This is a genomic window from Paenibacillus gallinarum, assembly GCF_014836635.1.
In the GTDB taxonomy this organism is placed as follows: Bacteria; Bacillota; Bacilli; order Paenibacillales; family Paenibacillaceae; genus Paenibacillus; species Paenibacillus gallinarum.
On the sequence record NZ_JACSQL010000006.1, the window covers coordinates 38,809 to 51,767 of the forward strand.

Below are 12,959 nucleotides of genomic sequence, written 5' to 3' on the forward strand. Positions count from 1 at the left end.
ACTAAAAAGTCACTTAAGAGTCACCTGAGAGTCATGGAAGGTAGATATACTGATCTCATGAACAAAGGGGGTCATCAACGATGGAGATTTTAAAAGTAGAAAATCTAACTAAAATATACGGAAAAGGCGAAACAGCGGTGAAGGCGTTAGATGATGTATCTTTTTCGGTGAAAAGAGGCGAGTTCGTTGCCATCATTGGGCCGTCAGGCTCCGGGAAATCAACCATTCTTCATCTGCTGGGGGGTGTAGATCAGCCAACGAGCGGTAAAGTATATGTGGATAATACAGATATTTATGCTTTAAACGAAACGCAGCTTGCGATATTTCGGCGTAGACAAATTGGACTAATTTATCAGTTTTATAATCTAATACCGGTATTAACCGTGGAAGAGAATATTACGCTTCCTCTACTGCTGGATGGACATAAAGTGGATAAGAAGCAGTTTGCGGATACGGTAAAACTGTTAAATTTAGAAGAGCGTCTGGGGCATTTACCTAACCAGCTGTCAGGAGGACAACAGCAACGCGTGTCCATTGGCAGAGCGCTTATCAGTAATCCTTCCATTATGTTAGCAGACGAACCGACCGGTAATCTGGATAGCAAGAACAGCGCTGAAATCGTTGATCTTCTAAAAATGTTTAATAAAACTTATAATCAAACACTCATTGTCATTACTCATGATGAACGAATCGCTCTGCAAGCAGATCGAATTATTACGATAGAAGATGGAAGGATCGCTAAAGATGAGGTGATCCGTCCGTGAATATCGTCAATAAATTAACACTACGACATTTAAAATTAAACAAGCGAAGAACATTAGTAACGGTTTTGGGCGTAATTATTTCGGTCGCTATGTTTATTGCGGTAATCACTCTTAGTGTTTCATTTATGGATCTTATGAAGAGACAAAATATCGCAACAGAAGGGGAATGGCATGTACAGTATCAGGATGTAGATAAAGCACAGTTAAATGTAATCGAAGCAGACGAGAATATCCAATCTCTTATCATTTCGAAGGATCTTGGTTATGCTCCTTTACAGGGAAGTCAAAATGATAGCAAACCTTATCTATTTATAAAAGCATATAATGAGCAGGGGTTTACACAATTTCCTGTTGAGCTGATCGAAGGGCGATTTCCTACATCAAAAAATGAAGTTGTGATCTCTCAAGAAATTGCTTCTAATGCAAAAGTGAACTATAAGGTTGGTGACACCTTATCGTTACAAGTGGGGGAGCGTATAACTACTAACGGGGATGAAAGTGAAAACTATATTTTAAAACCAGTCGATCCATTACAAAAAGTTAACGGTAATATAAAGGAGCGTCTTCAAAATCAATCAACTCAAAACTACACTGTGGTAGGGATCATTGAACGTCCTACGTGGGAACCTGTACAATCACCAGGGTATACCGTCCTTAATTATTTTGATGAAAACCAATTATCTGCTGGAGATAAAGTGACAGCTACCGTGGTTCTTAAGAAGGTAGATTATTCTTTATATAAACATGCTGAACAATTAGCAGATCAAGCAGATATAAAAGATGTAGCGTATAACAATGCATTACTGCGATATTATGGAATTACCAAAAATGATGGTTTCCGAAATATGCTTCTTTCGTTATCTGTCATCATTATGACTGTCATTGTGATTGGTTCTGTAGCATTAATTTATAATGCGTTTGCGATTTCGGTTTCAGAACGAGCTAGACATCTAGGAATGCTGGCGAGTGTGGGGGCAACGAAGAGACAAAAACGAAATTCAGTTTACTTTGAAGGACTCGTGATCGGAACCATTAGTATTCCGTTAGGCATCATTTTTGGACTTGTTGGTATTGCGATTACGTTTATGTGTATTAATCCGATAATTCAAGGTGTGTTAGGAGTTTCTGAAAAATTAACTGTAACAGTGACTCCATCTTCTATTCTTATCACTTGTCTTGTTTCAATGCTGACGATCTTTATCTCAACCTATATACCCGCCCTGAAAGCTTCTAAGATTTCTGCCATTGATGCGATTCGTCAGACCCAAGATGTAAAGCTGACACGCAAAGCAGTGAAAACCTCGAAACTTGTTCGTAGAGTATTTGGAATGGAAGCAGAAATTGGTCTGAAGAACTTAAAAAGAAATAAGCGCAGATACCAAGCGACCGTATTTTCTCTTGTGATTAGTATTGTTTTGTTTTTAAGTGTTACTTCTTTTACAGGGAATCTGAAAAAGGGAGTTGATCTTTCTTCCAGCGGGGTACATTATGATATTTTAGTTCGGATGGAGCTGGATTCTGAAGAAGAAACAGCTGAGCTGGTTAACTCGATTACCGCTCTTTCGAATGTCACAGATGCTAATTATATTCAATCTTTAGAGGTAAATTCTTTGATTGATAAAGCATTAATCGCTGATGAGCTAAAAGAGAATATAAAGAAAGACGATAGTATTCTGAGAGACGGGAAATATCCATATTTCATACAAATTTTTGCCCTCGATGATATAAATCTAAAGGCATACGCTGAGAAGACAGAAGCCAATTACGATCAATTAATTGATCCTGATCAACCGGCTGCGATTGTAATTGACAAAAATAGATATGAAGATCAAGAAACAAGAAAATTTGTGGAAACAAAGGCGACCTATTTGGATAAAGGCGATCGTATAGATCTATTTTATACCGATTGGGAAACAAGCGAAGAAATAGATATGAAATCTGTAAAAATTGCTACGTTAACAGACGAGTTACCTTTAGGTATTTCTCCTTCCTATCTGGGTAACCTGGTTATCGTTGTTTCAGAACAGGTTTTTGAAGAGCTAGTCAGTGAGAACATGGAAAAAGATAGGAGAAATACACTTTACCTAACGAGTTCAGATCCTATAGCGACACAGAATTCTATTGAAGAAATGAAAGAGAATAATATTTATATTTACAATGTATATCAGAATCGACAGCAAGAAGAACAGATGGTTTTACTCATGTCCGTTTTCACGTATGGTTTTATCGTGTTAATTACATTAATATCGGTAGCTAATATTTTTAATACGATCTCAACCAGCATATCGCTTCGGAAGCGTGAATTTGCGATGCTGAAATCAATGGGAATGACGCCAAAAGGTTTTAGAAAAATGATCAATTATGAAAGTATATTTTACGGGATTAAATCCCTGCTTTATGGAATTCCTATAAGTATCCTGGTGATGTACTTCATCTACCGAGCTATGATGAACAGTTTCATGTTCGGATTTTCACTCCCTTGGCTTAGTATACTGTATGTTATCTTAGCTGTGTTTTTGATTGTAAGTGCAGCTATGCTGTATTCCAGTTTCAAAGTGAAAAAAGAAAATATTATTGATGCACTAAAACAGGAAAATATATAATTCAGTTACACTTACTTATGATACTTGAGCAAATAAAATGAAGCTCTGCTTATTCAAACTTGTTCTAATGAATAGGCAGAGCTTCATTTTTCTATATTTATGCCACTAATGTAGGTTTGAACCTGTAATGTGTTAGAATATGCTCCATTTCATCTCTTGTGAGATCGTCTCAAGCAATTCTATTCCGGCTTGACTATTCCCTTTGTCATTAAGTGCTGGTCCAATAACCCCAATTCCATAGCGTCCTGGCACCAGTGCTAAAACACCTCCTGACACTCCGCTTTTGGCTGGTAACCCAACCTGGATAGCGAATTCACCAGATGCATTATACATACCGCAAGTTGTCATGAATGTTTTTGCAATTTGGACAAACCTTGGTGGAATCAGTTTTTTTCCAGTCAGAGGATCTACACCATCGCAAGCAAGAACCAAAGCCATGCGTGCTAAGTCAGCGCAATTGACGAGAATAGAACAGTGACAAAAGTATATTTTCAGTACTTCTTCGACATCCCCATCAAGGACACCATTTCCTTTTAAAAAGTAAGCTATGGAACGATTTAAATGTCCGGATTCAAGTTCCGAGTGAAAAACATCCTCATCGTGTTTTAGGTTATCATTATTGGCAAGTTCTTTGAAAAATTGAAGAATCCGTTCTGATTTATCTTTTTGACTGTTCCCGTGAATTAAAGAAGAGACCATAATAGCTCCTGCATTAATAAACGGATTGAAAGGAATACCCGGTCTAACGAGTTCGAGCTTAAGCATGGAATTAAAGTTATCTCCTGTCGGCTCCATACCAACTTTACTAAATACGATATCTTCTCCATTATCCATAAGAGCTAAAATCAGTGTGTACACTTTAGAGATACTTTGCATAGTAAAACACATTTGAAAGCTTCCAGCGGAAGCAAATTCTCCCTTTGTGTTTAAAAGCGTGATCCCTAAGGCATCATGAGATGCTTTCGCTAATTCAGGTATATAAGAAGCGACTTTTCCAGTAGAAGAGTGGGGCACACTTGACTTGACCCATTCAGGAAGTTGCTTTCGTAACTTTTCAATTTCGGTATTCATCTTGGAGAGCTCCTTTTCGTTAAACAAATAGCGGAGAATTAGAACTATCTTACTTTTCCCGCAGAACGGAAGGATTATGAGTGTGAAGAGATAATTAAGTAGTAGCAGAGCAAAAAAAGGAGGAAACAATGAAATCCTTACTACCCATTCGTGGTACCCGGCTATATGTTGAGGAGTACAACGACACATGTGAAGAGGCATTATTATATTTACATGGAGGACCTGGAGCCAGTTGCGTCGATTTTTGTTATCATCAGGCAAAAGAATTATCAGCAACAGTAAGGGTAATTGCTTTTGATCAAAGAGGAGTCTTGAGATCTGACCCTATATCAGAAGGAGAAACGTTTGGCATACAAGATATCATAGAAGATTGTGAAGCTTTACGGATTCATTTAGGTATTCGTCAGTGGACCGTGTTAGGTCATTCGTTTGGTGGATATGTGGCGTTCAATTATGCGGTTCAGTATCCCAGTTCCGTAAAAAAAGTAATATTTGAAACTCCTTCTTTTGATATAAAAAGCTCGATGAATAATTTTATTCAAAGGGCAATGCCTATTTTTCAATCTTTAAACCATCAAGAAGGTATCCAGAACTGTAATCAGTATTTAGAGGGAGATTTCTCAGCTAGTGAACTTTGGAATGCTTGGGGGGAGATTGGCCAACAATTAGGCGAACATCGTGAGCATCTTTATTTTAAAGGCATGAACCCAGAAGAATACAATGAACTAGTAGATCGATTGGTTCCGCCGGGCGAACTTTGGGAAAGGGGTCAGATACATATCAATAAACTGCAGGAGGAGGGCGAATTTTTCAAAAGTTTACTTCCAAAGCTCCACAAACTTACTCAGCCTTCACTGTTAATTACAGGTGTATTCGATCCCGTATGTACGGTAGAACAACAGGAAACATATAGACAACAAATACCTAATCATTCCATCATAACCTTTGATAAAAGTGCTCACTTTCCAAGACTTGAAGAACCGGAGAAATATAAGCAGGCGATCATAAGTTTCATTAAACAAAACTAGAACATTTTTGAGGAACGGATGATCACACGATATAGGAACCATGTTCTGCATACTAATCCCATTGATATTAAAAAATGCGGCATAGCAGAAATATCTGCTATGCCGCACCTGTATACTTTTATGACTCGTTTTGATCTTCTTGATGTTCATCATAAAATGTAACTCGATTTCTTCCAGACTGCTTCGATCGATATAAACATTCATCTGCTATTCGAATAATGTTACCGACATTAGGGTCATGCAGAGGATAGAATGCAACACCAATACTGCAGCCAATAGAAACATGATTGAAATCAACAATAAAAGGTTTATTCATTAAAGTAATAATTTCTTCAGCTAAATCAAGAGACTCTTGATAAGAATCAGCTTGTGATGATCGAAGAATGAGCAAAAACTCATCTCCTCCTAATCGAACAGTAATGTTTCCGGGTTTCGTAACCATGAGAAGTCTTTGTGCAACTTTTTGCAAAAGTAAGTCTCCTACTTGATGGCCTAGTGTGTCATTCACTTTTTTGAAGCCATCTAAGTCGATGTACATAAATGCAAGTGTCTCGAAGGTCATATCGAGATGTTCAATCGTTTCTTCCAGATAACGTTCAAGTGCGATACGGTTCGGAAGTCCGGTCAATTGATCTTTTTCAGCGAGAAGTTTCATATCTCCGAGTGCAGATTCGGAACGACTTAACGATTCAACTAAACTTCGCAGCGATGTAGAGAGACTGTGTATCTCAGAAAATCTCTTGTATTCAGGAATGGTAACATTTCTACCCGAACGAAGCTGATTCGCTGCTGCTGTTATTCCACGAATGGGTCTTGAAATCGACTCCGCAAGAAACCAACCGATCGTGGCAAATACGATGGATGCAATAATACCAATAAAAATAAAACTGTTCATCATTTGGCTCATAGAAGAAAATGCGACATCGGTAGGTTGTCTAACTAGGACAGTCCAGCCGAGGCCTTCATAATTCAGATAACCATCCCCATAGGCATAACCTGTGAGATAGCTTTTTCCATTGGGCCATTCCTCAATTTCCCAATCATTCTCACCTTTTTGACCTTCTGTAACGCTGCTAATATTAAGTTTCTTACCTACCATATTCTCTGGCCCAAGCAGCACCGTGCTGTCTGCTTTACTGATTATAAATAATTCTAAATCCTTTATATGGTCCTTTTGAGGTTCAAGAATCGTTCGCTGAACTTCTTTCGACCATTCCCAGCTTAAGTGGGCAGCAAGTACACCGATTGTGGTTCCTGCTTTACCTTGTACAGGTAAACTGATATCGACGAACTGTAAGGGTTCTCCCGTGGGATTAGGAAGAAGTTTCGAGAGTAATACGCCTTCATGTACATCTCCGATAAACTTTCCATTGATTCCTTCTTTGAATACCGGACGTTCAGCTATGTTGGTTCCTACTAATATTCCGTCCGTAGCAGCAAGAACTTCACCTTGCTCGTCCATGAATCCAACCCAGGAGAAAGAAGGGAAACTCGCCTTTAATTGATCAAGTGATTTTTGGGTCTTCGCTACATCTTGAGTTTGTTCCATTTCCATCATAGATGCCAAAATCTCAACTTCTCCTGCACGGGACCACATGAAACTGTCGAGTTTGTCCGACATCTGATAAGCGATACTTGAAAGGGATTGACCTATCTCATTTTGTAATCGAACTGCAGAACGATTGCTTAGGAGTGACCCGATGATCGTAGTTGTTAAAATAACAAACGATGTAAATGTAAGAATAAGAATAGTACGTAATTTTATCATGATAGCCTCCCACGTCTAATATGTTTTAAGACTCAGAGAACGAGGCTTTTTCATATAAAGTGAACAGAGTGAATATATCATAAACAGGAAAAATAATCCATAGAATTTGTCGGTTTTTATCGCTATTTGTTATATTTTGTATTACTATTGTAATTAATTAACTGATAACAAAAGAAATTAGCTGAAGAGTTAAGATGTGTGTATTAATACAGACAGACTACCTTTTAGCCTGTATATTTCTTTGTTGACCCATTGGTACTGTGCGATTTTTATTTCTTATTTTAGTTAAGCCCCAGTAAGAGTATGGAGGAATGTAATTGAACATGATAAGTAATAACAGCACGGAGGATGGCGTGACATATCATTCCGTGATTTCGGCGATGGAGAAGAACTTAGCAATTATTCGATTTGATCTAGAACGCCGTGTAACGTATGTGAATGAAGGATTTGCAAGAAGCATGGGTTATTCGAGAGAAGAAATGTATGGAATGTTACATAAGGAATTATGCTTTACCAAATTTGTTAATAGTCCTGAGTACGAAGAGTTCTGGAGCAATATCCTTTGTGGGAAAAGTTATCAGGATAAGATTGAACGTAAAGATGCTAAAGGGAATCAAATGTGGCTCGAAGCTACCTATATGCCGATTTTTGATGAAAAGGACGAGAAAATTCTCGCTGTAACTAAGGTAGCCACTAACATAACGAATCGCCAAAATAATCTTACGGCTGTTGTAGATGAGCTCAAGGAAATGTCCACAGTCCTAAACAAACGTGCTGAAATGGGAATTGAACGCAGCGAAGAATTGTTAGAAAGTATCTTTTCCATTGCGAAAGTATCTGCCATAAATACGCAAACGCTTACAGATTTACAGCAGGAAGCTAAATCCATACAAAACGTAGTAAAAACGATTCGCAACATTTCCTCCCAGACGCAGCTCCTCGCCCTTAATGCTGCAATCGAAGCTGCCCATGCAGGTGAATATGGCAGAGGGTTTGATGTTGTGGCGAAAGAAGTAAAGAAACTGTCTTCGATGGTAGAGAATTCGATTGTTGAGATACGAGACAGTGTACAGGGCATAACGAAAGAGATATCAAATATATCTCAAGGAACAATGGAAATTCAGAATTATATTGAGCAAAGTCAACAGCAGATTGAGGTTGCCATGAAGGATTTTACAGTGATACTCTCCTCCGCACAGGAGCTAGATTCCAAAGCAAGACAAGTGATAACGATTGTATAAATGTAGATGAAGGGCATGAGGAATTTCTCATGCTCTTTTTAGTGTGGAATCCCAGTTCAGGAGATTGAAGTTGAACGAAAACCTTGTTATAATTTTATGGATATAAATGGAAGTAGGATAACACGATGCCAGTAACTTTGTAATAGGTTGTCTAATAAGGATTATTATCACCATTACAAGGATGCAGAGCAAAGTGTTGATTTTATCGCATATTGCAGTGAATCCTTGAGGAGTTTCTGTATTATTGGATATGTCTTTCCTGGTCATCTGCTTTGTACTCCTGCTATTTTGAGGAGGTTCACATGAAGCATGTCATCAATACAAATGATGAGATATTAACGATAGATTGCACTGATATTATATTGAGAGAGTATATGGCAGAGGACTTAGATGCTCTTCACGATCTTACTTGGCAACCACATTTTCATGAGTTTCTAGTAGATTGGAATGTGTCTAAGGAGCAGAGAGAAGAGTGGTTTCATAATTATGAAATCCCGGAGAATAAACGATTCTTACAAGCTGTATCGACAGATGGGGATATAGGAGAAATTCGCTTGCGTCTGGGAATCATCTCGAAAGCAACAGGTAAGTTCATTGGTGTCTGCGGTACAGGAGTGCTAGACAAAATTACTCCACCCAAGAGAGAAATTTACTACGGGATTTCAAGCGAGTATAGAAATAATGGGTATACTACGCAAGCAGTGAAGGGACTCATTCATTACTTGTTCAGTAATACAAATACCGAGCAACTCGTTGCTATTGCGCAGACATGCAATTTTTCATCTAATCGGGTGATAAGTAAATCCGGATTTGTGTTTGAACGTGATATAGAGATTGAAGAAAAGAAGTATCACTATTACACAATGAAAAAAGAATAAGAGGAAAGACGAAAGGATTAAGGGTTGCCATAAGGCAGCCCTTTCCATGGTTAGAGGGGATAAATAGATTAAAGGAGCTGTAAGAGCAATCATCTTAAATGAATCTAATCAAATTGCTCTACTTTATGTATCGGAAAATAACTATCATAAATTAAGAATTTGAATTGAAATGGATGGATTATGAGCAAGCTGTTTCATTAATAAAACATGATAAACCAAAAGATTATGTCGGTCGGTTTATTCAAAAAAGGGATTTTCTTTTTTTACAGGAAATGAAGATGTATTGCAAGGATATGTAAATTTATTTATATTAAAACTATAAATCTTAATTTTAAAATATAAGAGAGACTTGATTTTATGATTCTCTTAATGTTATACTTCTCTGTGCTAAAAATCACTGTTTACGAGATTTAATGTGAGAGATTACTAACATATAAGTAAACTTGTTCCCAGAAGCTCGTGTGACAGATCATTTTACATACAGGAGGAACATAAATCATGGAACGCGTACAAGGTAAAGTAGCTATTATCACAGGTGGAGCTTCAGGAATCGGACTTGCAACAGCACAAACTCTAGCTAAAGAAGGTGCTAAAGTTGTTATTGCAGACTTCAATCTAAAAGGTGCTGAAGAAGCAGCTCAAGAAATCGTAAATCAAGGCGGCGAAGCGATCGGAGTATTCTTGGATGCTTCTAAACTAGAATCCATTAAAGAAACAATCGATAAAACAGTTGAAGTATATGGAACGATAAACATTCTATTTAATAACGTTGGTTTGACGAATTTGAAAAAAGATCTTGATGTAGTGAATATAGATCTTGAAGAATGGGATCACCTAGTCAACGTAAACCTAAGAAGTGTGCTTGCTGGATGTAAATATGCGATTCCTCATATGGTTAAAGCTGGTGGAGGTGCGATCATTAACACGGCTTCTATGGCTGGATTCGCATCTGATATTATTCGTACAGCATATGGTACAACGAAAGCAGCTGTCGTACATTTGACTAAATATGTAGCAACACAATACGGTAAACAAAATATTCGTTGTAATGGTGTTGCACCAGGTCTTATCCTTACACCAGCAGCTAAAAATAACTTGTCTCCTGAACTATTAGATACATTTATGAAATATAATGCTCTTCCTTACCACGGAGAGCCAGAAGATATCGCTAATACGGTTCTTTTCCTTGCTTCAGATGAATCTAAATTCATCACAGGACAAACCATTCAAGTAGAAGGCGGACATTATCTTGCTAACCCAACCGTTCCGGACTTCGTTGCAATGAGTAAAAACCTATAATAATTATATCGACTTTATAAAGTGATTCGGTTAATATCTATATCTGATAAAAAGCACTCTTCCATTTCTGTGGGGGAGTGCTTTTTGACGATTACAGTTACAAGTTTAATAATTAAACCGATTTGGCAGAAATGATTGATAAGGCGAGTTGTACTAGATCAGACTTTTCACAAATGGTACGAATCCAATTACAGGATAACATGTATAAACATTTATAGAATAAATGTGTTTATACATTATATGAAGACCAAAAAAGGAGGGGAACCGATGAGGCTAATAATAATATTACTTATATCACTTCTACTCGGTGCTTGTTCAAATGATAAATCTATCCAAGTTAAAAAGGATGGAATGGACAACACTACTATAGAACAAACGGAAAATGAGACAAAGATAACAAAAGAATTCGTAGAAAAAAACGCCAAGATCGGTTTATCTTATGATGATGTTAGAGAAATATTTGGAACAGAACAGTATTCTGGAATCATGGATAGTACAATGACGTATGTTTATGATTCCACAACCTATAAGCCATTCACGTATAATCAAAGTGGGGATGCAGTGGCTTCTGATGATTTAAAATCAGGTAAACTAGATTATCAGTTGTACATTAATTTTTTTAGAGAAAAGGCTTACTATTATCAGTATTATTTTGAAGGCGAAGATGGTGAGGTTTGGGGTTATCAAGTATCTAGTGAAGGTGAGTTTTTGACTAGAACAACGGGCAACTGATGTAAGTGAAAGAATAAATGAGTAGAACATTCAAAAAAGAATTTATATTACGGGATAGGGGATGCTTATATGATATACGTGATTAGACATGGACAAACCGATCTGAATAAAGAAGGCAGGCTCCAAGGAAGAAAAGGATTACCGCTTAACGAATATGGAATCAAACAGGCAGAAATATCAAAAGAAGAAATGAATGGTCTGAAATTCGACTACGTCTTTTCTTCCCCGCAGATCAGAGCAATCCAAACCGCTGAAATCGTGAGTGGAATGAAAGTAACCATAGATGCAAGACTAGATGTTTTTGATCTAGGAGATGCTGATCTACTACATAGAGAAAAAGTGAAAATGAGCGGGTCAACGCCTGATCCGGCGATTTATCAAGGTGTGGAAGACGTAAACAGTTATATCAAGAGAGTATTTCAATTTATGAATGAACTTGAATCGATGTACGGTGACAATCAAGTGAATATCTTGTTGTCAGGTCACAGATGTACAACAGGATGTATTGGAGCATACTTCTTGGGTGTTCCAGAGGACGGAAACTTATTGAAATTTGCTTCAGCGAATGGAAAGTATAAAACGTATCATTTCGTATTGAATGAAACAATAAATAATAGTTGAATTAGCTAAGCCTCATTAAACATGGCGATAAAATGCCGAGCACTTTTAGAAAGATATCGATCTTTTAACCAGACAATCCCTACATCAGATTCAGAGTTAATGTCCGCGATGGGAAGCATTTTGATAGCGGGTAAAGGAAAAGAGGCCATTACCGATCTTGGGAGAATCGTTCCTCCAATCCCTGATGCTACAAGCGCAATAATGATGGCTACACTCGAACACTCGCAAATGACAGCCGGCTCAAAGCCATGGCGTTTACATTCATTCATCACCCGGTTATGCATGGCAGTCGTTTCATCTGTCTTTAGTGTTAGAAAGGGAATATCGGCTAGTTCGTGCATCCTTATTGAATCATGAGTTGAAGCCAGTCCCCAATCACTTGGGAGTACGGCAACAAATGGATCGGAAGGCAGAGGTAAAACAGAATAGGGACTCATTTCGGAAGTCGCTTCAAATGGCAATCTAGCTACAATGAGTTCAATCGTTCTTTGCTCTAATTGTTTAGCTAACAGAAAATGATCGCCTTCACTAATTTTAAAGGTTACTTCAGGATATTGCTCACGAAACATTTTGATTTTTGGTGGCAGGAGGGAGATACATGATACAACCGCGCCGATGGAAAGAATCCCTAGAACGCCTTCATCCACCTCTTTCACTTCCTGAATCGTTTCATGGAACTGTTGAATGAGGAGTTCTGCTTTTTGCCGCAAAATCTCTCCTGCATGGGTAAGGTAGAGTTTGTGACCGCTGCGATCGAATAAGGTAACCTCTAACTCTTGCTCCATTTGTCTAAGTTGACGACTTAAAGGAGGCTGTTCCATATTTAACACTTTGGCAGCGCGAGTGATTTGCCCTTCGTTTGCTATGGCCAGAAAGTACCGCAATTGCCGAATGTCCATGATTCTCTCTCCCAACAATCATACCTAAAAGGTATGCATAATCTATAAAAAAGAT

General features: G+C 37.9%; 11 protein-coding genes. 8 read left to right on the forward strand and 3 right to left on the reverse strand.

Annotated elements, in window-relative coordinates; all coding sequences use genetic code 11:
• Positions 1 to 80: 80 nt before the first annotated feature.
• Both H9647_RS13905 and H9647_RS13910 read left to right on the forward strand, forming a co-directional pair.
• Entirely contained in the window at positions 81 to 764 is a 684-nt protein-coding gene (locus tag H9647_RS13905) for an ABC transporter ATP-binding protein (protein WP_191800919.1), read from the forward strand.
• On the forward strand, positions 761 to 3,367 hold the full coding sequence (locus tag H9647_RS13910) for an ABC transporter permease (protein WP_191800922.1): 2,607 nt from the start codon (positions 761 to 763) through the stop codon (positions 3,365 to 3,367). The genes H9647_RS13905 and H9647_RS13910 overlap by 4 nt, the downstream gene beginning before the upstream one ends.
• Before the next feature lie 132 nt (positions 3,368 to 3,499).
• Here H9647_RS13910 and glsA read toward each other — a convergent pair whose 3' ends face one another.
• A complete protein-coding gene (gene glsA / locus H9647_RS13915) occupies positions 3,500 to 4,438 on the reverse strand; it encodes a glutaminase A (RefSeq protein ID WP_191800924.1) in 939 nt (312 codons plus the stop codon).
• A gap of 128 nt (positions 4,439 to 4,566) precedes the next feature.
• Between glsA and H9647_RS13920 the strand changes: the two genes are divergently transcribed.
• Positions 4,567 to 5,466: an alpha/beta hydrolase gene (locus H9647_RS13920; protein WP_191800926.1), complete on the forward strand. Its 900-nt coding sequence runs from the start codon at positions 4,567 to 4,569 to the stop codon at positions 5,464 to 5,466.
• A 118-nt stretch (positions 5,467 to 5,584) separates the two neighbouring features.
• Here the strand turns inward: H9647_RS13920 and H9647_RS13925 are convergent, their stop codons facing one another.
• Positions 5,585 to 7,234 carry a diguanylate cyclase domain-containing protein gene (locus H9647_RS13925; protein ID WP_191800928.1) on the reverse strand — a complete coding sequence of 550 codons (1,650 nt, stop codon included), beginning with the start codon at positions 7,232 to 7,234 and terminating at the stop codon, positions 5,585 to 5,587.
• 323 nt (positions 7,235 to 7,557) lie between these two features.
• On the opposite strand from H9647_RS13925, the gene H9647_RS13930 reads away from it, so the two are divergent.
• From H9647_RS13930 to H9647_RS13950, 5 genes are all read left to right on the forward strand, one after another.
• Positions 7,558 to 8,475, forward strand: a complete 918-nt coding sequence (locus tag H9647_RS13930) for a methyl-accepting chemotaxis protein (protein ID WP_191801353.1) — start codon at positions 7,558 to 7,560, stop codon at positions 8,473 to 8,475.
• Between the two features lie 302 nt (positions 8,476 to 8,777).
• Positions 8,778 to 9,353 carry a GNAT family N-acetyltransferase gene (locus tag H9647_RS13935; RefSeq protein WP_191800930.1) on the forward strand — a complete coding sequence of 192 codons (576 nt, stop codon included), beginning with the start codon at positions 8,778 to 8,780 and terminating at the stop codon, positions 9,351 to 9,353.
• 498 nt (positions 9,354 to 9,851) lie between these two features.
• On the forward strand, positions 9,852 to 10,652 hold the full coding sequence (locus H9647_RS13940; RefSeq protein WP_191800932.1) for an SDR family NAD(P)-dependent oxidoreductase: 801 nt from the start codon (positions 9,852 to 9,854) through the stop codon (positions 10,650 to 10,652).
• Between the two features lie 267 nt (positions 10,653 to 10,919).
• Positions 10,920 to 11,384 carry a hypothetical protein gene (locus H9647_RS13945; RefSeq protein ID WP_191800934.1) on the forward strand — a complete coding sequence of 155 codons (465 nt, stop codon included), beginning with the start codon at positions 10,920 to 10,922 and terminating at the stop codon, positions 11,382 to 11,384.
• A 69-nt stretch (positions 11,385 to 11,453) separates the two neighbouring features.
• Positions 11,454 to 12,005 carry a histidine phosphatase family protein gene (locus tag H9647_RS13950; protein WP_191800936.1) on the forward strand — a complete coding sequence of 184 codons (552 nt, stop codon included), beginning with the start codon at positions 11,454 to 11,456 and terminating at the stop codon, positions 12,003 to 12,005.
• A 5-nt stretch (positions 12,006 to 12,010) separates the two neighbouring features.
• Here H9647_RS13950 and H9647_RS13955 read toward each other — a convergent pair whose 3' ends face one another.
• Positions 12,011 to 12,904, reverse strand: a complete 894-nt coding sequence (locus H9647_RS13955; RefSeq protein WP_191800938.1) for a LysR family transcriptional regulator — start codon at positions 12,902 to 12,904, stop codon at positions 12,011 to 12,013.
• Between the last annotated feature and the right edge of the window lie 55 nt (positions 12,905 to 12,959).

What these genes read in the sequence shown, in the direction of transcription:
- H9647_RS13930 (WP_191801353.1), top strand. Translation starts at nt 7,558, where the DNA reads ATGATAAGTAATAACAGCACGGAGGATGGCGTGACATATCATTCCGTG.
- H9647_RS13935 (WP_191800930.1), top strand. Translation starts at nt 8,778, where the DNA reads ATGAAGCATGTCATCAATACAAATGATGAGATATTAACGATAGATTGC.
- H9647_RS13920 (WP_191800926.1), top strand. Translation starts at nt 4,567, where the DNA reads ATGAAATCCTTACTACCCATTCGTGGTACCCGGCTATATGTTGAGGAG.
- H9647_RS13945 (WP_191800934.1), top strand. Translation starts at nt 10,920, where the DNA reads ATGAGGCTAATAATAATATTACTTATATCACTTCTACTCGGTGCTTGT.
- glsA (WP_191800924.1), bottom strand. Translation starts at nt 4,438, where the DNA reads ATGAATACCGAAATTGAAAAGTTACGAAAGCAACTTCCTGAATGGGTC.
- H9647_RS13905 (WP_191800919.1), top strand. Translation starts at nt 81, where the DNA reads ATGGAGATTTTAAAAGTAGAAAATCTAACTAAAATATACGGAAAAGGC.
- H9647_RS13950 (WP_191800936.1), top strand. Translation starts at nt 11,454, where the DNA reads ATGATATACGTGATTAGACATGGACAAACCGATCTGAATAAAGAAGGC.
- H9647_RS13940 (WP_191800932.1), top strand. Translation starts at nt 9,852, where the DNA reads ATGGAACGCGTACAAGGTAAAGTAGCTATTATCACAGGTGGAGCTTCA.
- H9647_RS13925 (WP_191800928.1), bottom strand. Translation starts at nt 7,234, where the DNA reads ATGATAAAATTACGTACTATTCTTATTCTTACATTTACATCGTTTGTT.
- H9647_RS13955 (WP_191800938.1), bottom strand. Translation starts at nt 12,904, where the DNA reads ATGGACATTCGGCAATTGCGGTACTTTCTGGCCATAGCAAACGAAGGG.